The sequence below is a fragment of the Candidatus Fukatsuia anoeciicola genome, from assembly GCF_964059965.1.
In the GTDB taxonomy this organism is placed as follows: Bacteria; Pseudomonadota; Gammaproteobacteria; order Enterobacterales; family Enterobacteriaceae; genus Fukatsuia; species Fukatsuia anoeciicola.
Genome location: NZ_OZ060923.1, coordinates 969,652 through 991,890, shown reverse-complemented (window position 1 = coordinate 991,890; position 22,239 = coordinate 969,652). Strand labels below are relative to the sequence as shown.

Here is a 22,239-nt window from a genome sequence, read left to right as displayed (position 1 = left end):
GGAGTAAGGGTGGGGTTGTGCGCCATCGTATTTTAACATCATTTTTAGGATTAATAGTGCTAGTTAATACTAGTTGTAGTTTTCATCTGTATAGTATAGCTCATATACCACTGGAACTGCAAACTATTTTGCTAGAAAGTAGTGATCCTTATGATCCATTAACATATTTTGTACGTCAGCAATTATCATTGTATAACATTAATATTATTGATAATCCTGTACATAAGGATATACCAATATTACGGATTATAAAATTTTCCAATAACCAAAATGCAGTATCAATTTTTCAAGACGGAACTACTGCTGAAAATCAATTAGTATTAAGGATACAAGCTCAGATGATTATACCAAGACAGGGTATTTATCCATTACATGTAACTATATTTCGTTCTTTCTTTGATAACCCATTAACGGCATTAGCCAAAGATGCAGAGAATAATATTCTCTACCAAGAAATGTTTAAACAAGCTGCTAAACAATTAGTACAACAACTACTAATAATAGATATAAAAAAAAATAAAAAGAATGAAAAAATAATGTAATACCTACTAATAATACTATTCCAGTTACTATCTTTAACAAATGATATACGTCTCTACAGAACAACTTTCTATGCAATTACAACAAGGATTACGTAATTGTTATCTGCTCTATGGTAATGACCCTCTATTATTACAGGAAAGTCAAGATGCCATTTATCATGCTGCTAAACATCAGGGTTTTAATGAATATTTCAGTATTATTCTGGATAGTTATACTGAATGGATGAATATTTTTACTCTTTGTCAGGCGCGTAATCTATTTACCTGTCGCCAAATTTTGTTACTTATTTTTCCTGATAGCGGGTTAACAGCGTTGATGAGCCAACAACTTATTAAACTGACAGTATTATTACATCCTGATATTTTACTACTACTACGCATAAATAAGCTGACTAAAATTCAGCAAAATAGTATTTGGTATAAATTATTAAGTAAAAATGCAGTTTTTATAAACTGTCAAACACCAGATCAAACTCAGTTACCGCATTGGGTTAATAATCGTATTCAAAATATGAAATTAGATATAGATACAACGGCAATCCAGTTACTTTGTTACTGTTATGAGGGTAATTTATTCGCACTTTCACAAATATTACAAAAGCTATCATTACTTTATCCTAATAAAAGACTTACGTTATTACATGTTAAACAAATAGCTAATGATGTTGCTCGCTTTACACCTTATCATTGGTTAGACGCTCTCTTAATAGGAGAAAAAGAACGAACTTGGCACATATTACAGAGATTACAGCAGGAAGAAGAGCATCCTGTTATTCTTCTACGAGTTTTACAACCTAACCTCTTATTACTATTAACATTAAAATGCAATATGGAACAAATTCAATTATATAGTTTATTTAAACAACACAAAGTTTGGCAAAATCGTCGTAACATAATAATGAAAGCGCTACAACGTCTTTCGTTATTTCAGATTCAACAAGCCATACATTTATTAGCACAAATAGAAATAGAATTGAAAAATAACTATTGTCAATCGATATGGTTAAGACTCGAAACTCTATCTATGCTACTTTGTGGCATAGAATTACCTGAGAGTTTACTTAATGTCTACTAGGGTAATGTATAAAAAACAAACGGTTTCTAGTTTTTATGCTCTATTTGGTGGAACTTTTGACCCCATTCATTATGGTCATTTACGACCAGTAGAAGTTTTAGCACAACAGCTAGGGTTACAACAAGTTATATTATTACCTAATCATGTTCCGCCTCATCGTCCACAACCAGAAGCAAGTCCATGGCAACGTTTAAAAATGATTGAATTAGCAGTCGCGAATAACCCATTATTTCGTATAGACACGCGTGAATTACAATCTAGTAACCCCTCTTATATTATCAATACTCTTAAAATTATACGTCAACAACAAGGTCTAAAATTTCCTTTAGCATTTATTATTGGTCAAGATTCATTATTATGGTTACATAAATGGCATAAATGGCAGTCGCTATTAGATATTTGTCATTTATTAGTTTGTGCTCGACCAAGTTATAATAATAAATTAATAAATACTGAATTACAGCAGTGGCTAAATACTTATCAAACAGATAATATTAAAAAACTTAATCAACAACCAAAAGGTTATATTTATTTAGCTAACACACCTTTATTAGATATTTCAGCAACTGATATTCGTCGTCGTTACCATCAAAATCAATGCTGTGATTACTTATTACCGCATTCAGTTCAACAATATATTAAACTCCAAAATCTATATTGTTAATAACAATAAAATTTTCACTTTATCAATTAATTATTTTTATAATAATAGTTAATTTAAATATTTTGCTTAATATAAATTTGTAGATATATGATTTAAAAAACTATTATATTAAATTTTAAGTTTTAATCGTGTTACTATATATAGTAAAAAATATTTTTTATTTTTATTATTTTATAATATTTTGCATAATATTGATTAATTTTATTTGATTTATAGCTAAGACAATTTTCTATCTTTAGAGGATACGGTTAATAAGGCGATCAATATGTATACTACGCATACGACGAATAAGTTTTTGTACCTTATTTGGATATTGTTGTAAATTATCTAAATCAAGGTAATGAGTTAATACTCGAGTATGTCTGCGAATAAATAATAACTCTTTAGTACGCTGTTCTTGCATCTGGTATTGAGGATCATGAATAAGAATAGCATTTTCTAAATCTAGATGCCAGGCACGTAGATTTAGATTATTACCAGTAATCAATTGCCATTTATCGTCTATCCAGATTCCTTTTAAGTGATAACTATTATTACCGTCTTTCCATAGGCGAATAATAAGTTGACCAATATCTACATATTGTTGTAAGCTCCTAAAAAAACGTCGTAGATTAATTTCATATAGATAAGGTAAAGTACCAATCATCTTAAAAGGTTGGTTTTCTGGGATATAAAAATCATTTGCTGTTTTATCACCAACAATAATTTCAATTTGTTTACCATTTTGTAATAAATAAGTAATATTGCGTATTAATAATGTAGGTAAGTTAAAATATGGAATACAAATAATAAGGTATTGTTGAGTAGAACACATTAGAGCATCAATCGTATTATTTAGTGGGTTTTTTTTACCTAATCCTACTAATGGAGTAACTGCTAATTCTTCATTATCTGCATCATTAGTAAATTGATAACCAATATCACGTAACTTAAGACGAAAATGTCTAGTTTTACTTTTGATATCAGAATTATTTAGACAATTACGGCGATCTAAACGTTGTGCTACTCCAGTATTTAAAACTTGTTGTTTAATATAAGATAGCATAACAGTAGCTAATGCTGGATTTTTAATTAATTGATATCGATCATAACGATATTTATCATGTTGATAAAGATAAGCATCATTAATACTAGCTCCACTATAAATAACATTATCATCAATGATAGATCCTTTTAAGTGTAAGACTCCTAGAGCTTCACGTGTATTAACTGCAACACCATAAATAGGAACTATAGTTCCCTCATTTTTTTCAGCCATTTGGCAATACCAATCTACATTAGTATTTCCTGTCATATCCCCGATGCGACATCGTTGTGCTCGGTGCCAATCTACTAATAAGCAGATTTCTAATTTAGGTCGTTGTTTTTTTGCTCGATATAATGCGGTAAGTATATTTTGACCTGCTTCATCTTTTTCAAAATAAAGTGCTATCAGATAAATTCGTCTAGTTGCCTGTGCAATTAATGTTAGTAGTGTGGAGCGAAAAATTTTAGGACAGTACAATGTTTGAATATCATCAATAGCCTGAGGAAGTTTTGGTAAATAACAGAGTGGTTGTTGGTATTTACTACGTTTAAATTTTGATAGTATCATAGTATTTTCTTCTATATTATTATTTAATAGTAAAAGTATTACAGTTAGGAATATCCTCTTCCAACAAACGGATAGTAATATCATTACCTTAAAAATTATATGTAAGTTTTACTTATTTATGTTGTTATTTATAATAATCTTAAATAGGTTTTTAGAATTTAATTAGACTCAAACCTATCACGTACCAAGGAGAGTGCTTGTTCAATAACCATAATATTTGCACTAGACTTATAAGCATTTTCACTTAAATAACGTCGCCACTTATGCGCACCAGGAATACCTTGAAACATACCAAGAATATGACGAGTAATACTACTAAGACGGGTTCCTTGAGATAATTCCTGTTCAATATAGGGATATAATGCTTCTATTGCACTTACGCCATTTACTATCGGAGATTTAGAATGAAAAAGATTAAAATCTACCTGGGTTAAAATAGCAGGATTTTGATAAGCTTCACGTCCTATCATTACACCATCAACATATTTGAGATGATTGACAGCTTCCGCTAATGTTTTTATACCCCCATTAATAGAAATATGTAATGCTGGAAAATCACGTTTAAGTTTATAAACACGAGCATAATTAAGAAGTGGTACTTCTCGGTTTTTTTTGGGGCTTAGTCCAGAAAGCCATGCATTACGAGCATGAATTATTAAAGTGTTACACTTACCTTTATCGGTAATTTTTTGCACAAATTCATATAAAAATGCATAACTATCTTGTTGATCAATTCCAATACGTGTTTTAACAGTAATAGGAATTGATACTACATCATGTATAGCACTAATACAATTAACAACTAAATCTGCTTCTGCCATTAAGCAAGCACCAAAACGACCATTTTGTACTCGATTAGAAGGGCAGCCAATGTTAAGATTAATTTTATCATAACCTTTTTGCTCTGCTAATTTAGCACAATACGCTAATGCTAATGGTTCATGGCCACCTAATTGTAATACAATAGGGTGCTCTTGTTTATTATATTTTAAACAATTACTTTTACCATGAATAATAGCATTAGTAGTAATCATTTCAGTATATAATAATGTTTGTTTAGTTAGTAAACGATGAAAATAGCGGCAATGACGATCAGTCCAATTAAGCATTGGTGCTACAGAAAAACGCCCTAAAGGGTAAGTTTGCTTTAGCATATCCCTGTTAGTAGACAATATTGAATTTATTCTTTTTTTATTCTTATGCATATAAAGTTTTGTATACTTTTTATAAGTATCCTATAAAGCATTGCTAATACATAGGATATTGAACAAGAAAAAAATTAAAACATGATACATTCTAGCATAGAAAGTATCCATAAATAGTGTGACATGCTATATCTTTATGTTTTAAAATTTACTTAACTTAAATTAGAGATGAATAGATTATTTATAATGTGAAAACATTTTAATATTTTAGCATCAATTTTAAAATAGATGAATATTTAGTGATATAATAAAAGAACTATATTAATAATATACTTAAACCTGTCTATTGAGAATTTTATATTAAGCGGTACTCAATTTTTTTATAAAGATCATCTATTAATAAACAATATAACTTGTGTATATTTGCTATTCTATATTAAAAATAATTTAGTAATATATAAATAATTACACATATCTTATGATTAATAATCAAATCAACATACACTAATAACAATTAATATAAAAATTTAATAAATTACTGAAAATTGTTATTAATAAACGTAAATTAATTTTTTAAATTTAAATTAATAAGAATGCATAACAAATAATCCTGTTATATTTTATTTATATTAGAGAATATATAATTTATGAATCTAAGCAATTAAATTATAATTATAATTACAATTTATAAATATTATTTCATGAAGCATATACCTTAAAATATATAATAATTTTATTAGTAATTTTTATATATTTAAAATACACTTATATATCATATATATAGATAGTATTAGATATGAATCCATGAAAGAATAAATTGGAGAATAAATTAATGAAAAATTTAATGCTCTTAGATATACTAAAGAAAATTTTTTATATCTATCTAACACTAAAAGTAATATTATATTTTTATATTTTTATATATTTTAAAAGTGCACACTTAATTCATCAAATTTAGTTAATTAAACTAATATTACAAGTTATTTAAAATAGAGAATATAATTTCTTTATTAATTTAAATAGTTTTAAACTAATAAGTTATTTTTAGGCATAATTATTAGAGATCTAACTTAGATTTCTTATTAATGAGAATATTTTTTGATAAATTTGATTTTTTATAGTATTTTATAGTTATATTTAGATTTTTATGCCGTTATTTCATAAACAATAAGTAAATTAAATTTATTAATTTAAATCTAGGTTATATAAAAATACATAGTAATGGTCTCTCTTAAAACTAATCTATAACCGGTCTGGATTTATAATATTAAATTTTTAACAGTGTTCTATAAAATAATATTTAACTTGGAGGTTATATTTTATTTTATGCTATATAATATTTGTTATTATTCATAATAGCTAGTAAATACCATATAACATGATTACTTTTAGCAATAACTATTAATATCAATTAATAGTTATTGCTAATTTTACAATAAATTTATGTGCTTTTTATTACAGTATCTAAGTCTTTACTTACAAAAAATCTATTAATACTATATTTTATAGAACCTCTAATTAACTTAGATACTAAATTTAATAAATTATAGATAAACTATTTAGCACAAACATAAAATCTATACTATAAATTTTAATTTTAATAGTATTGGTTAATTCTAAGCTATAAGAAAACTTATTATAGGTCCTTTTATTTTGAAATATTTTTCTTATCAGCCTGAAGTAAAGTGATCAAAGTAGCCATATCTTCTGGTAAGGCTGCATGCCATTCCATTGGAATTCTACTAATAGGATGAAGCAGACGTAACATTGTTGCATGTAGCGCCTGACGGTTGAAATTACGTAGTTTATTAATTAGAATATCAGATGTATCCTTAGGATAACTTAGTTGACCACTATACATTGGATCACCTACTAATGAATGTTGAATATGAGACATATGAACACGTATTTGATGAGTTCGTCCAGTTTTCAAACACAGTTGCAAGTGAGTATACGCACGAAAATGCTCTATAACACGATAATGCGTAATTGCAGGTTTACCTGTTAGGTGCACTATCATGTGAGTGCGTTTAACTGGATGACGTGTAATTGGTTTTTCAACTATACCTCCTGATATTATATTACCAATAACAATAGCTTCATATTCTCGTATAATTTTATGTTTTTGTAATGCTTGCACTAAATAAGTATGTGCAGGTATAGTTTTAGCAACAACCATTAAACCTGTAGTATTTTTATCTAAACGATGGACAATGCCAGCACGTGGGACATTAATAATTGCTGGATAAAAATGTATCAAAGCATTTAAAATAGTACCATCAATATTGCCTGCGCCAGGATGAACGATTAGACTACGAGGCTTATTAATCACTAAAATATCATTATCCTCATATACAATATCTAAAAAAATTGCTTGAGGTATCCAAGGATTATCTTCTTTCATTTGGGCATTAATACTAATAAATTCATTACCTAAAACCTTATTTCTAGGTTTATTTATTTTTTTACCATTAACTATAACCTGATCTGCTAAAATCCATTTTTTTATACATGATCTTGAATAATCTGGAAATAATTTAGCTAAAGCCTGATCTAAACGTTGTCCGAGCTGTGATTCAGCTACTATTGTATTAAGTTTTAATGTTTTTATCATGCATAGCTTCTTTTATTGATATTGAGTTTTAGTAATAGACTTATTTTATATAATAAATTTCTTATTAAATGGTAGAAAGAAATCTAATGTACTTCTATTCTTGCATATATATCAAATACTTAATTCGTTAATCTCTGATAATAATATTTTAAGGATAATTAAAATATGATAATACGTATAACACATTTAGCAGTAGTTGTTATATTGCACTTACTTCTTATAGGGTGTTCTAGTAATAAATATAAAATTATTGAAAAATCACCTACTGAACTTTATGCTGATGCTCAAAAAAAATTACAAAATAATAACTTTGGAGAAGCTATTACGCAACTAGAAGTATTAAATAACCACTATCCTTTTAATCCTTATTCCCAACAGGTATACTTTGATTTAATTTATGCTTATTACAAATCTGCTAATTTATCAATGACACAAACACTTATTAATCGTTTTATGCGTCTTAATCCTAAACATCGTAATAGTGATTATATTTTATATATGCGTGGTTTAACTAACATAGCACTAGATAATAATATGTTACAAGGTTTTTTCCAGATTGATCGTTCAGATCGTGATCCAACATATGCACTAGCAGCATTTTATGATTTTAATGAGTTATTAAAAAACTATCCGCATAGTCAATATATATTAGATAGCCAAAAACAACTACTGTACATAGCAAATCGTTTAGCGAAGCATGAATTAGCAATTGTACAATACTATGCTAAAAATAAAGCTTATGTTGCTGTTATTAATCGTATAAAACAAATGTTACAGAATTATCCTAATACACAAGCAACTCGTTATGCTTTGCCTATAATGGAAAATGCTTATAGACAGCTACAATTAATTAAACAGGCTAATAAAGTTACTGTTTAATTATGCTAATCCTATATGAAGAATACTAATATAAATTACTAATTTCTTAGTAATTAGATAAACTTAAACCTATTGAGTAGTAAGGTAAAGCTTTGGTTATTTAATACTGAAAATATACAACATAATATGTTAGAATATTTTAAAATAACTGCATTTAATATAGTAGTAAAAATAAGAGTAAGAATAAAAGATTTAAATAGTATAAGTTAGGTTTTTATGTATTAGTATAAATCAAGTAACAGGTAAATCTAAGATAGATATATGAGTTTAGATAATATTTTAAAATAGTTATTATGGTAAAATAGATGTTTACTAAAAGTATTTTTCTTTTAGATAACATCACTTGAAATATCTTGGGCTATCCTTGTATAGTTAGCAACTCAATATTTTCCAGAGGTTATAATGATTGCTAGCAAATTTGGTATTGGTCAACAGGTTCGTCATAAACTGCTTGACTATTTAGGTGTAGTAATTGATATTGATCCTGAGTATTCACTCGAACAACCACAACCTGATGATTTAGCCAGTAATGATAATTTACGCTTATCTCCTTGGTATCATGTAGTAATGGAAGATGATGATGGGCATCCTATTCATACCTATTTAGCAGAAATTCAGCTGGCTTATGAAGTATTAGAGACGCATCCTGAACAGCCATCATTAGATGAATTAGCAGCATCTATCCGAGGTCAGTTACAAGCCCATCGTTTGCGTAACTAATTATTTTTTATTAAAATTCATCTAATTTAAGCAAGCTTTTTAGTATTTTATGTTGCCTATTTTTTTAAAATAAAGGTTACATCCTTTTAATAAAAAATAATAAATAAACTGAAGCTAATTTTACTATGCAGTAATAGAAACTATTTTTCTATAATATAGATAAAATTATTAAACTGTTAAGTTATGGTTATTTAACTGTTGCATAGAATTATTATAATAAATTACTAATGCTAGTACTTTAACATATAAATTAGTATGTAACATTGAAAGTAACTATAGTATTTACTACTAACTAAAATTGAATTTTTATATAGTAGTATAATAAAAGTATAATAATATTTAATAAATTAACGAGAATATTATTTTAGAATGCTATCATAAATTAAAGCAGGTAGTTTAAACTAGATTTCTAATAATTTTAATTAAAATAAATAACTTATTGATTTTAAATCATATCAATTTTAATAAGATAATTATTTTTATATATTAAAAAGTATTTAGTACTGGTTCCACCGAAATAATCAATTAGTAGGGCTTAGTTTGCTATTAATTAGGAATTACTATGAATATAAACAAAAATAAAACAGTAAACTGGCAACCAAATGCACCTATTAAAAATTTAAGAAAACGTGCGGCAATATTAACAGAAATACGGCAATTTTTTGCTGATCGAAATGTATTAGAAGTTGAAACACCTGCTATGAGCCAAGCTAATATTACAGATGTTCATATTGTTTCTTTTAAAACTAAATTAATTAGCTCGGATAGGACTATTAGACCAACATTATACATGATAACTAGTCCAGAATACCACATGAAACGTCTACTAGCAGCAGGTAGTGGCTCAATCTATCAACTAGGACGTAGCTTCCGTAATGAAGAATCAGGGCGTCTTCATAATCCAGAATTTACCATGTTAGAATGGTATCGTGTAGGTTATGATATGATAGAATTAATTAATGAAGTTGATGAGTTATTACAGCAAATATTAAGCTGCGATATTGCTAAAAGAGTATCTTATCAGCAAATTTTTCTAGATTATTTAGCCATTGATCCACTTGCTACTGATATACAACAACTTAGTAAAGTAGCGTCTAAATTAAATTTAAGCAATGCAGATAAAGAAAAAAATCTTGATACTTTACTCCAGTTTTTATTTGTTGAAGGAATTGAACCCCTTATTGGGCATGATAAACCAATTGTTATATATAATTATCCAGCATCGCAAGCTTCATTAGCAAAGATTAACAATAAGGATTATCGAATTGCAGAACGTTTTGAGTTTTATTTTAAAGGAATAGAATTAGCTAATGGTTTTCACGAATTAACGAATTTTACTGAACAAAGACAACGTTTTGAGCAAGATAACCGTTATCGAGTTGCTCAAGGATTAAAAGAATCTTTAATTGATGAAAATTTTATTAATGCTTTACAATATGGTTTACCTACCTGTTCTGGTGTATCTCTAGGCGTTGACCGCCTAGTAATGTTAGCACTAAAAGCAACAAAATTAAGTGAAGTCATGGCTTTTACGATTGAAAGAGCATAATCTTTTTATATTATCCCATGTTATACTTACTCCAAGGATTAAGGTGATAATCCATAATGGCAAAGAACCGAAACGAACATAAGGAGTGGTACCAAAGGTAGGTGCTATTTTAATTTCTAATACTTGACGAGTGAATTGAGGAATCTTTTTTAATACTTTACCATTTGCTCCAACTACTGCTGTAATGCCATTATTAGTGCTACTTAGCAATGGTCGACCTGTTTCTAAAGCTCGCATACGTGCCATTTGAAAGTGTTGTTGTGGCTCAATGGAGTGTCCAAACCAGGCATTATTAGAAATTGTTAATAGAAAATCAGTATTTGGGCGAATATTATTTCTAATTTGTTGACCTAAGATTACTTCATAGCAAATAGCCATAGTTAAATTAAAACCAGATACATTGAGTGGTAGCTGTTGGTAATTGCCACGACTAAAAGAAGACATAGGTAAGTTAAAAAATGGCGCAAGCGGGCGTAATAAATTTTCTAGTGGTATGAATTCACCGAAAGGTACTAAGTGATATTTACTATAGTGTTGAGTTGTTAGGTGCTGATAATGTTCTTTTTCTCCTAATACAATGATATTATTAAATAAATAATTATTATTTTGTGTATATTGAACACTAACAATACCACTAATAAGATTGCTACAATTAGAATGCATTAGTTGATTTATCATTGATAGAAAGAAAAATTGATTAGCTTCAATATCAGGAATAGCAGTTTCTGGCCAGACAATAATAGACGCCTTACCTATATAAGGACGAGTTTGATCTAGATAAATTTGCAGAATATTAGCTAAAATCTTTGGATCCCATTTTATTAATTGGGTAATATTGCCTTGTATCATAACAATATTGACTGTTCGTTCTGGTTGTAGCGTAAACCAAGATAAATAACGCAAAGGTAATGGTAATAATAAGAGTATTAAAGCAATAATGCCTGCAATGATACATTTTTTTTGACATGCATATACTAATAAACCGCTGATAGCAACTAGTATAAAAGTAATACCATCAACACCTAAAATTGGCGCAATTCCTTGTAGTGGACCGTTTATCTGGCTATAACCAAATTGTAACCATGGAAATCCAGTTAATACCCATCCCCGTAAAAATTCTGTAATTTGCCATAATACTGGTGCTCCTACTCCTAATTGCCACCAGGTTACTGTAGAACATAGGCGTACTAATAAACTAGCAAATAATAAAGGATAAAGAGAAAGATAAGCTGCTAACATTACTACTAGAAAAATACTTATCACCATTGGTATTCCACTAAATTTAGCAAAACTAATATAAATCCAATGAATACCACTGCTAAAAAGCCCTATTCCCCAAAAAAAACCTATTGTAGCAGCACGTGCACTACGACAATTAAGTACTAAACTTAATAAACCAAATAAAGAAATAATAGCAGCAGGCCAAAAATCAAATGGAGAGAATGCAATTGTGCCACAAATGCCAAATAATAATGCTAATGGTATACGTATCCACTGACGTTTAAATAACAAAGTAATGATCATTAGAATCTATTCTTTTAATTTTAGTGGTGTTATATTATTTAGAATTTTAAGGTTAATTTGGATAATGCGTCTGCTATTAACTATTAATGTTTTAAATAAATGACCATCAATTTCAATAGATTCTCCTAAAGTTGGTAAATGACCAAAGGCTTGTAGCACAAAACCACCAATAGTATCAACCTCATCCTTGCTAAAATGGGTACCAAAAACCTGATTAAAGTCTTCAATATTAGTTAATGCTGAAATATTATAATTACCATGGCCAATTTGACGAATATTTTGATCAACTTCATAATCATATTCATCTTCAATCTCACCAACAATTAACTCTAAAATATCTTCAATAGTTACAAGGCCGGAAACGCCTCCAAATTCATCAATTACGATAGCCATATGGTAACGTTGTAAACGAAACTCTTTTAACATACGATCAACATGTTTACTTTCTGGTACAATTACAATATTACGTAATACTTTGCTAATACTAAAAGGCTCAGCATTAGTACGTATAAAAGGCAGTAAATCCTTTGCTAATAATAAGCCTTCAACGTGATCTTTATCTTCACTTATTACTGGAAAACGAGAATGTGATGATTCAATAATAACCTGTAAGCATGTATCTAATGTTTGATTAAGTTTTAACGTAATCATTTGAGAACGAGGAATCATAATATCTCGTAAACGCTGGTTTGCTATATTCATAACTCCCTCAAGCATATCACGAGTATCTAGATCTATGAGGTCTTTTTGTTCAGAGTCGCGAATAAGTTCTAATAGATCATTGCGATTTTTAGGTTCATTATTGAATAAATAACTCAGAATAAGAGTCAAAAATCCTTTCTTAGGAATAGGGTTATTATTACTTAATGGATAGTCGTCGTTCATGACGTTTTAATTAATATTACCTATGTTAAATAATTTATTATTAGCTAAATTTATATAGTCAACTCGGTTATTTGGGGTTTTTCTCTATAAGATAAGGATCAAGATAACCCAAAGTTTGCATAATTTTAGTTTCAAGAATTTCCATTTTTTTTGCCTTATCATCAGTAATATGATCATACCCTAACAGATGCAGAGTACCATGCACAACTATATGCGCCCAATGAGCCAATAGTATTTTATTCTGTTGTCTTGCTTCTTGTTCAATTAGTTGTCGACAAATAACTAAATCACCTAGTAATGGTGATACAATTTTCGCTGGTGCTTCAAAGGGAAAAGATAGTATATTAGTTGCTTTATCTTTACTGCGGTAAGTTAAATTTAAGTAATGACTTTCTGTATTATCTACTAATCTAATAGTTACTTCAAATACTGTTTGAAATTGTAAAAGTACAGCATCTAACCAAGATTGGAATGTAGTTTTAGAAGGTAAATTTTGTTTATTAACACAGGCAATTTGTAAATCTAGAATAACTTGTTGGTTCATTAAACTTCCTGTTACTAAAATAATTTTTATGATTTTATATATTATAAAACAACATTATTATTATCTAAACGCTATTAGTATAATACTAATAGCGTTTAGATAAATCAATTAGAAAAGGGCAGGTAATAAATTCATTTTAATTATAAACGCTTATAAACTAATAGTTTATGTATGCATTTATATAAAAGATAAACTAATAAAGTTTATTATACAGGAAATTTGAAGCTAAAATCCTCCCATCATTTTACTTTATTTAATAAATATTAAACGTTAATTTAAAATAATATACAACTAGTAGATACTAATTTTCTTAGTATATGTTAACTAAATCCTATTATTATAGGTAATATTTTCTTATCATATAATTTATATAAAAAGATAAAATTAAACTTTTTATATAATAAAATCTTATAATATTTTTTTTAAAAATAGAAAAAATTTTATAAAAAGTATATTCTTAATTCTTTAAGTTAGTTTGAATTATTATACTAGGATTTTTATCCTATTCTAAATTTTTTTATCTTTCTTTTATAATTTTAGAATAAAAAGTTCTTTAGTAACATGCTACTATTTCCGAATTATCTTTTAACATAAAAACAATAGATAATTTACTAAGCTTAATAGTACTCTAGTTGTATGCAAGGATATCTGTCTTAATATTATTAAGAATTTTTAAGAGATGTTGTTTATAACTAGTATTTTTAATTGCAATATTAATAATACTTCTATATCTAAAATAATCTAATACCTAATATCTAAACCATCTCAAAGAGATGGTTATTGTTATTGGTAATACATATTTTATAAATGTTAATATATTTAAGATACAATACTAAAATTTAGGTAACCTTTTAGTATCTTTCTATTTATTTTTTAAATCTAAAATTTTATTAAATATAAATAAAATTAAGTCAAAGTACTTTGTAAAGATTAATAATGTAATATTCTTTCTATTTTTATAACTTTATTTGAATTAAATTATAAGGCTCTAATAATAATATTTCAGTGATATACTCAGTAAAATTTAAATATAAACTTTGGTTATTATAAGTATAAAATTTTACTCTGTAGTTCAAAATTTTATACTAACAATTATCTAAGATAATAACTAATTAGAAGCATTATACTATTTTATAGTAAATTATTAATTATAAATAATTTATAGTACTATGTTTATAGTAGTATTTATAAAGGTTGTAGATAAAGATATTAACCAGTATCTTTACTTAAATAATACAAATAATTAAGCTAAAAAAGATTGGTCCTACTAAATCTATAAAACCTAAATAATCCCGTACAGCTAGTAAATACATGACATAAATAGCATCGTCTACTAATACTAAATGGTAAGTAGAGAAATCATATACATAATATCTATAAACAGAAAAGTTTATCTCTTACTTTTTAGCTAGAACTTACCTAAATATATATTAATTACAAAATAATAAAAATATTATAATTCCATTATTATGAAATATCTAAAGTATTATAATTTAATTAGATTCTTTATTATAGATAAGTAATATTAGTATATTGCAACAATGATATTAAATATTTTTAGTGTATCTACTATTAACGTAGTTATTGACCTGACTCTATTAGCACCTACTATTTAAAAGAGCTAAGTAAATAACTATAACTTAGAGCAATAAAATTTTACTTTTTTCTAAGATATTCACTTGAATTTGCTAGATATATTATAGTTATGGTATTATAAAGTTAATTTATTGGTATATTGTACCACGATGTTTATAAAATCACCCAATTTTTGGGATGTATCTTGTATAACTAAATTATGCTTATTAGTATGAAAAAATTTCTTTGAAATTATATTTTTGAGTTTTTATTTTACTATAATAATTAATACGTAATAATAAGATATTATCTTAAATACTAGTATGTTATACTAAATATTTATATTAACTGAATTTGTAAATTACTACTGTATAATTTATAGGTTAGAGTAAAAAATTAACTATACTCATATTGCTGATAATTATATAAAATAATTGTACAAATTAATCTTAACTTAAATTTTGAGCATGATAACAAGTATATCCTATGTTATTAGTTTTTATTTCATAACTATTAAGCTAAGATTATGTTTAGTAAATAAATGATGATATAATTAATAAATAATTAAATTAACTTATCAATAACACCTAAAAATTACTTTTTAATTTTTTAGCGTTATGGTTTTTATTGGATTAGAATCTAAATTAGTTTTATACTATGCTACTGTTATTAAGATTTTCATTAATAATGTTATATTCTATATAATATAACTAAATCTTTCTTTAAGATAGTATATAGAATTTATATTGCATTACTATTAATGTTAGATAATAAATAATATAACGTGCGATAAATAAGTAAATATAACTAGTACCATGTTACTTACTTATTTGTAGAATTTTACCTAATTACTAACTAAAAGCCTGCTATAACTATAATAAAACTTATATTATATCATCTATAAAATTATAATTAATTTTGTAAATGATATTAAACTAGTGATTGGTACAACTGTACCATTAATAATAATACTAATAAATTATAATAGTAAAATACTTAAAGGTATATCTAACTAGATTTTTCACTATTATACTATTAGTAATAATTATTATTTATTAATAATCTTATTAATTAGCTAATAAGGTTATTATTTGCTAGCCGTAAGTAAGTATTAATAACAGTAATAATAATATTTATAACTCTTATTGTATAATGCAATTAATATAATAACTTATACTTGTTTCTAGTAAAATAAATAGATATTTTATTATATAATTTAATTAAATAATCCTAGTATTAAAAAATAATTTTAGACTATATATTAATAGATTTAATATAACCACTGTTACTGATCTAAATTTAAGAGATTACTACTACATAGTTGGTTAGTATTAATTAAGTATTTAAACTAATTTATATTAGATATATCTTTTATTAATACAATAGCCTGTATATTAAAGCTTAGATATTGTACAATATTTAATAGTAAAGTTTTCACTAATAATATTAAAAAAAATTTACTAATAATTAACAATAAAACTACTAATATAATATCATCATATTTACGCTAATAGCAATACTTATCGATTAATTTGTACTGCCATTAATGCTTCAATAGCATCTATTTCTTTTACTACGCTAGCTGTTAAGTTTTCATTACCATTTTCAGTAATTAAAATATTATCTTCAATACGAATACCGATACCGCGGTATTTTACTGGAACTTGAGCATTAGGAGCAATATATAAACCAGGTTCTACCGCCAATACCATACCAACCTCTAGGATCTGATTTTTTTCTGGATGAAAACAATTACCCATATCATGAACATCTATACCTAACCAATGACTTAAATTATGCATGAAAAATGATTGGTAAGCTTGTTTTACTAATAATTCTTCAACATTTCCTTGCAAAATACCTAAATTTAACAATTGGTTAATCATGAATTTTATTACTTCTTGATGCACATCATAGATGCTAATACCTGGTTTTAATAATTGCAATGCTTTGTTAATTAATGCTAATACTATGTTATAAATTGTTCGTTGTGGTGGGCTAAATTTACCATTAACCGGAAAGGTACGAGTAATATCAGCAGCATACCCTTGATATTTACAACCAGCATCAATCAACACTAAATCACCATCACGTAATTTAGATTTATTTTCAGTATAATGTAAAATACAACTATTATTACCACTACCAACGATAGTAGGATAAGCAGAGTGGCGAGCACCATGCTGGATAAATTCATGATGAATTTCACCCTCAAGTTGATATTCAAACAGTCCTGGACGGCACATTTTTATCGCCCGAGTATGGGCATGTGCACTTATTTCGCAAGCACGACGTATTAGTGTAATTTCTTCTGAAGACTTAAATAATCGCATTTCATATAACCACGGACGCCAATCAATTAATGTTATAGGCACATGTAAATCTTTACTTAAATCAAGATGCAATCGCTTTAATACAGTAGATAATATATGATCAGCATAAACATATTGATCTTGTGCGTGATAAATTATGTTTATTTCATTAAGTAATAAGTATAATTGCTCATTAATTTTATCAAATGGTAATGCCCGATCAATACCTAATTTCTTGGGTGCTGCTATTTGTCCTAAACGTTGTCCAGACCAAATTTTAGCAATAGAATTATGTTTTCGGTTAAATAATATACATTTAGTATTAATTTTACTCTTTTTTACTAAAACTAATACAGCTTCTGGTTCAACAAAACCAGTTAAATAGTAGAAATTACTATCTTGATGATAAGGGGAATTATAATTTATATTATATGCTACCTCTGGTGCAGAAAAAATAATAGCCATACTATTTATTGCCATTTTTGCTAATAATATTTTACGGCGTTGCTGGTATTTTTGTTTAATTATTACCTCTTTTTGAATTTTATCCTCTTGGTATAGTAATTCACTATTTTCACAAGCTTGTAGAGTATTTTGCATTAAAGTGGCAACTGTCATTGGTCCAACCCCACCTGGCACAGGTGTGATCCAACCTGCTCGCTGTTCTGCACTATTAAATTCAATATCACCAACTATCTTGTTATTTTTAAGACGATTAATGCCAACATCAACTACGATGGCTCCAGGTTTAATCCACTCGCCAGGAATAAAATGAGGTTTACCAACAGCAACAATTAATAAATCAGCATTTTCAATATATTGACGTAGATTAATCGTGAATTTATGAGTAACGGTAGTAGTACAACCGGCAAGTAAAAGCTCTAAACTCATAGGTCGGCCAACAATATTTGAAGCACCAACTATCACAGCGTTTAAACCTTGAATCTTAATTCCACTTTTTGCTAATAAAGTAATAATACCACGAGGTGTACAAGGGCGTAGTATAGGTATGCGTTGACATAGTCGACCAATATTATACGGATGGAAACCATCAATATCTTTATTAGGATGAATATATTCTAGAACTTTAATATTGTTAATATTAACAGGCAAAGGTAGCTGAACTAAGATGCCATCAACTTGATTATTTTGATTTAATTTATTAATTAAGTGTAATAATTCAATTTCAGTAGTCATTTCAGGTAAATAATAAGGAAAAGAAATAAAACCAACTTCTTTACAAGCTATATTTTTATTATCTACATAAATTTGTGACGCTGGATTTGTACCAACTAATACTACCGCAAGGCCAGGAATACGTTTACCTTGGGCTACACGTTTTTTTACTGCTACAGCAACTTCATTTTTTATTTCTTGGGCGATAAATTTACCATTAATAATTTTTGCTGACATCATTTAAAGAATCCATCAATTAAAAAATATAAATAGACTATTTTGTTAAAAGCTAGCTAGACTGTTAGGTTTAAAACGATAATTAATTTATGATAAAATATACAGAAAATAAATTATGAAACAAAAAGCTATTGACTTGATAGCAGTTGTCTGGATAATTTTAATCTATAGTTAATTATTAGAATTTATTTTAATTATAATCAATATTATAAGCGCTCTTAGCTCAGTTGGATAGAGCAACGGCCTTCTAAGCCGTAGGTTACAGGTTCAAATCCTGTAGGGCGCACCAATTTTTTAATATATTTATTAAATTTTTTATTGATTTTTTATAAGTACTATAATAGGTATTATTATTTTTAAACCCTCCTATTTTTAATTATTTAATAAAAAATTTATATTTAATAAATATGCTTTTATGCTAGTCTTAAAGTACAAATAGATTATAGTAAAATTTTAAATAGGTAGTTATTAATTTTCGTTTAGATAGAGTTAAATAGTATTTAAATAATTTAACAATAAAATTATAAGTAATCAATAATGAATATATATAATTCAATGTATATTGATGATACTAATTACTTATCTTATTTTTTGTTATTAATTACTTTAGAATAATTAAATATTACTACAGTAATTCTTGATAAAATAATAGTAATATATATTTAAATTAAGCTTTATAGGTATTATCTAAATAAGCTATCTGCGTAATGGAATAATATTCCATTAAATAAACTCTTTATTTTATTATTATTAATATCTTCTTTGATTAATTTGAATAGTAAGAGTTAGGATATTTATAAAAAAGAGGGATAAATAGATATTAGTATATGTATTAAAAGCAGTATGATATAGGTAATAATTTTAACTTCAGCAAACATCTAATACTACTAATAAGATAGATTAATTATGTATTAATATTTATTACTTACTTAATTTTTAAAATTATAAATATACGATACGTGTTTTAAATTATTTTATAATATATTTGATATAGATTAATTATTAATAATAGAAGGATGATATTTATTTTCAATATATAAATATTTTATCTAGTTATATTACTAATATGATATGAAGCTAGCGTATTAATTATAATCTAATTTTTATTAAAGTGAGTCGCAATATATAGTAAGTACTATTTCCTATACTATAGAACAGTACTTATTTTTATTATTATTAAAAGTAATAGTGTATGACTATATTATATTATAATAATATTATCTCTTTATAAAAGAATAATTTAAAATAATATTATTATATTTTTCTATTATTTTTAATATAATATAGTAATTATTAGTAATTTATCTACATAATTAATATTATTATAATAATTATTGTTATTAATATTTATATTTAACATCATATATTTATTTAAACATTTATTATCTATTATCTATTATTTTCTAATTATGATAAGTTTTTTGTCCTTATAAAATACTATAATGTAAAGATAGATAGTTACTAGTAAAACAAGTAAATTATTCACAATTATCAAAATTAAAACATTAATGTAAAAATAAAATTTTATTATCTATATAATAAAAAAGGATAAATAAATGATTACTTAGTAAAATATTAGATATATTTATTTTTAGCTATAAGGATATTGCCTATAGAAAATAAATTATGCTAGATAAATAGTTAGTAATATGTATTATCAGCAAATAATCAATCTCTATATCGTCTGTAGTATTATTATTTTAACTATTTATATTATTACTATTATTAACTATTACTAAATATTTTTAATCAGCAATTGAGCTTCTTGTTTAATTATAAATTAGCAACTATTTATAAAATTATTATATTAGATAAACAGAACATATCTACTATTTGCTATTTTATGGATTAGTAATAACTAAAAAATATGGTCTTAATCAGTTTTATCTGTTTTTACACAAAAATAAATGTTTGATGGCACTTGTAATTTATCGATATAAGTTATTAAAAATAATAACTAGTAATATTTACCACCATAATATATTTACTGATACTTTTCAAACAGAATTGCTAGTTAACCAGAGGTATAATAACCTCATCTCTATTTTTTCTTTGATTAGGTGCCTATAATGATCTATCATATTAATTATATTATATAATATAGTTCTTTATTTTAATTTATTCTAGTTAAGTAATTTTAGATATATATTTAGAAATTTTCTGTTACTTAATATTTTTATATTAGTAGTATTTAAATATTATTTAAGTTAAATTATATATTATATAATAAAAAATAGATTTTTATATAGAAAATAATGATAACTATTTAGTTAATTTAAAATAGATTTAATTTAGTAACATCATAATATATCTAGTAATAATATACTTATTAGAGTTTCTATATAAAAAGAGCGTCTAAAGTAGTATTATATAAAATAATTAACAATTTATTAATATAATTTTTTCTAGGCAATGAAAACTAATACTTCTAATATAATTAATTCTTAATTAAGTAGATAAAATACTTATTGTTAATTTTATGACTAGTGTAATAAAGAACATTAGAATATCTTATTCTATAAGCTACTATAAAAAATTAACTTTGAACACTTATAATTTTATATTACTTATAGTAAAGATTTTATACTTAAGTAACAAAAATCTAATAAGGTAATAAAGTATAAGATATATAAATTAGATTTAATAACGAGATATACTTAGGTCTATATACATAAAATATATCGGTTAAAGTATTTATTATATTAGTTTTTATAGTAAACTATGTAAAATTTAATTACCTAATAGAGAAATAATAGTAGAATCTAGTAATCTATAAGTTTTTATTATATAAAATAAACTTATTAGATAAATTAGAAAAATAAATATAGTGATGATCTTACTAAAATATAAGCTTTATTCCATAATTAATAATGGTAAAAAGATAGTAAAATACTAATAAGATAGGAATAATTTATATATAAAAAATCTTTTTGCAAAATGTTTCTACAAACTAGTAATATAAGATATTTTAGTTTAGTGTTGCTAAAATAGGTCTATTGTAGATATCTTATAATATTATAATTTACTAATTAAATAGTCAATATTTTTTGCTTTAAAAATTATGGAAGCTATCCTTATTATAAATTTATCATAGATTACTTTATTTATTAATTGTGAAATACTACTATATTAAAACAATAGAGTAAGAAGATAGAACTCTTTTATTATAAATACTTTATTAATAACTACAGTATTATAATTGAC

13 protein-coding genes, 1 tRNA gene and 1 pseudogene are annotated in these 22,239 nt (G+C 25.6%); 7 read left to right on the top strand and 8 right to left on the bottom strand.

What is annotated here, in order from left to right:
- Positions 1–17: 17 nt before the first annotated feature.
- The 3 genes from lptE to nadD are packed head-to-tail and all read left to right on the top strand — an operon-like array spanning position 18 to position 2,281.
- Entirely contained in the window at positions 18–542 is a 525-nt protein-coding gene (lptE, locus tag AB4W73_RS03140; RefSeq protein WP_367680383.1) for an LPS assembly lipoprotein LptE, read from the top strand.
- 40 nt (positions 543–582) lie between these two features.
- On the top strand, positions 583–1,617 hold the full coding sequence (gene holA, locus AB4W73_RS03135) for a DNA polymerase III subunit delta (protein WP_367680382.1): 1,035 nt from the start codon (positions 583–585) through the stop codon (positions 1,615–1,617).
- A gap of 4 nt (positions 1,618–1,621) precedes the next feature.
- Entirely contained in the window at positions 1,622–2,281 is a 660-nt protein-coding gene (gene nadD / locus AB4W73_RS03130) for a nicotinate-nucleotide adenylyltransferase (RefSeq protein WP_367680773.1), read from the top strand.
- A gap of 235 nt (positions 2,282–2,516) precedes the next feature.
- Here nadD and pssA read toward each other — a convergent pair whose 3' ends face one another.
- The 3 genes from pssA to rluD form a co-directional block, all read right to left on the bottom strand.
- On the bottom strand, positions 2,517–3,872 hold the full coding sequence (gene pssA, locus AB4W73_RS03125) for a CDP-diacylglycerol--serine O-phosphatidyltransferase (RefSeq protein WP_367680772.1): 1,356 nt from the start codon (positions 3,870–3,872) through the stop codon (positions 2,517–2,519).
- Between the two features lie 161 nt (positions 3,873–4,033).
- The gene (gene dusA / locus AB4W73_RS03120; protein WP_367680381.1) at positions 4,034–5,029 is read right to left on the bottom strand and encodes a tRNA dihydrouridine(20/20a) synthase DusA; all 996 of its coding nucleotides are present in this window, start codon (positions 5,027–5,029) and stop codon (positions 4,034–4,036) included.
- Positions 5,030–6,668: 1,639 nt separating this feature from the next.
- Positions 6,669–7,634, bottom strand: coding sequence for a 23S rRNA pseudouridine(1911/1915/1917) synthase RluD (rluD, locus tag AB4W73_RS03115; RefSeq protein WP_367680380.1), 966 nt, complete (start codon positions 7,632–7,634; stop codon positions 6,669–6,671).
- Between the two features lie 165 nt (positions 7,635–7,799).
- Between rluD and bamD the strand changes: the two genes are divergently transcribed.
- The 3 genes from bamD (at position 7,800) to epmA (ending at position 10,782) form a co-directional block, all read left to right on the top strand.
- The gene (gene bamD, locus AB4W73_RS03110) at positions 7,800–8,513 is read left to right on the top strand and encodes an outer membrane protein assembly factor BamD (RefSeq protein ID WP_367680379.1); all 714 of its coding nucleotides are present in this window, start codon (positions 7,800–7,802) and stop codon (positions 8,511–8,513) included.
- A 402-nt stretch (positions 8,514–8,915) separates the two neighbouring features.
- Positions 8,916–9,233 carry a heat shock protein HspQ gene (gene hspQ / locus AB4W73_RS03105; RefSeq protein ID WP_367680378.1) on the top strand — a complete coding sequence of 106 codons (318 nt, stop codon included), beginning with the start codon at positions 8,916–8,918 and terminating at the stop codon, positions 9,231–9,233.
- A 562-nt stretch (positions 9,234–9,795) separates the two neighbouring features.
- Positions 9,796–10,782 carry an elongation factor P--(R)-beta-lysine ligase gene (gene epmA / locus AB4W73_RS03100; RefSeq protein ID WP_367680377.1) on the top strand — a complete coding sequence of 329 codons (987 nt, stop codon included), beginning with the start codon at positions 9,796–9,798 and terminating at the stop codon, positions 10,780–10,782.
- Here the strand turns inward: epmA and lnt are convergent.
- From lnt to folD, 5 genes and pseudogenes are all read right to left on the bottom strand, one after another.
- Positions 10,744–12,306 carry an apolipoprotein N-acyltransferase gene (gene lnt, locus AB4W73_RS03095; RefSeq protein ID WP_367680376.1) on the bottom strand — a complete coding sequence of 521 codons (1,563 nt, stop codon included), beginning with the start codon at positions 12,304–12,306 and terminating at the stop codon, positions 10,744–10,746. The two genes, epmA and lnt, sit on opposite strands and share 39 nt — an antisense overlap.
- A 6-nt stretch (positions 12,307–12,312) precedes the next feature.
- Positions 12,313–13,191 carry a CNNM family magnesium/cobalt transport protein CorC gene (corC, locus tag AB4W73_RS03090; protein WP_367680375.1) on the bottom strand — a complete coding sequence of 293 codons (879 nt, stop codon included), beginning with the start codon at positions 13,189–13,191 and terminating at the stop codon, positions 12,313–12,315.
- 67 nt (positions 13,192–13,258) lie between these two features.
- Positions 13,259–13,735 (bottom strand): rRNA maturation RNase YbeY, encoded by a 477-nt coding sequence (gene ybeY / locus AB4W73_RS03085; protein WP_367680374.1) that lies wholly within the window; start codon positions 13,733–13,735, stop codon positions 13,259–13,261.
- 3,095 nt (positions 13,736–16,830) lie between these two features.
- On the bottom strand, positions 16,831–18,150 hold the full coding sequence (gene pepP, locus AB4W73_RS03080) for a Xaa-Pro aminopeptidase (protein ID WP_367680771.1): 1,320 nt from the start codon (positions 18,148–18,150) through the stop codon (positions 16,831–16,833).
- A gap of 51 nt (positions 18,151–18,201) precedes the next feature.
- A pseudogene (gene folD / locus AB4W73_RS03075) lies at positions 18,202–19,035 on the bottom strand (bifunctional methylenetetrahydrofolate dehydrogenase/methenyltetrahydrofolate cyclohydrolase FolD); the annotation flags it as partial.
- 212 nt (positions 19,036–19,247) lie between these two features.
- Here folD and AB4W73_RS03070 point away from each other — a divergent pair.
- Positions 19,248–19,324: transfer RNA gene (locus tag AB4W73_RS03070), tRNA-Arg, on the top strand.
- The last annotated feature ends 2,915 nt before the right edge of the window (positions 19,325–22,239 follow it).

Bases quoted from the DNA above. Each gene is read 5' to 3' on its own strand.
- holA (WP_367680382.1), top strand. From the start codon at position 583: ATGATATACGTCTCTACAGAACAACTTTCTATGCAATTACAACAAGGA.
- nadD (WP_367680773.1), top strand. From the start codon at position 1,622: ATGTATAAAAAACAAACGGTTTCTAGTTTTTATGCTCTATTTGGTGGA.
- dusA (WP_367680381.1), bottom strand. From the start codon at position 5,029: ATGCTAAAGCAAACTTACCCTTTAGGGCGTTTTTCTGTAGCACCAATG.
- rluD (WP_367680380.1), bottom strand. From the start codon at position 7,634: ATGATAAAAACATTAAAACTTAATACAATAGTAGCTGAATCACAGCTC.
- bamD (WP_367680379.1), top strand. From the start codon at position 7,800: ATGATAATACGTATAACACATTTAGCAGTAGTTGTTATATTGCACTTA.
- hspQ (WP_367680378.1), top strand. From the start codon at position 8,916: ATGATTGCTAGCAAATTTGGTATTGGTCAACAGGTTCGTCATAAACTG.
- epmA (WP_367680377.1), top strand. From the start codon at position 9,796: ATGAATATAAACAAAAATAAAACAGTAAACTGGCAACCAAATGCACCT.
- lnt (WP_367680376.1), bottom strand. From the start codon at position 12,306: ATGATCATTACTTTGTTATTTAAACGTCAGTGGATACGTATACCATTA.
- corC (WP_367680375.1), bottom strand. From the start codon at position 13,191: ATGAACGACGACTATCCATTAAGTAATAATAACCCTATTCCTAAGAAA.
- ybeY (WP_367680374.1), bottom strand. From the start codon at position 13,735: ATGAACCAACAAGTTATTCTAGATTTACAAATTGCCTGTGTTAATAAA.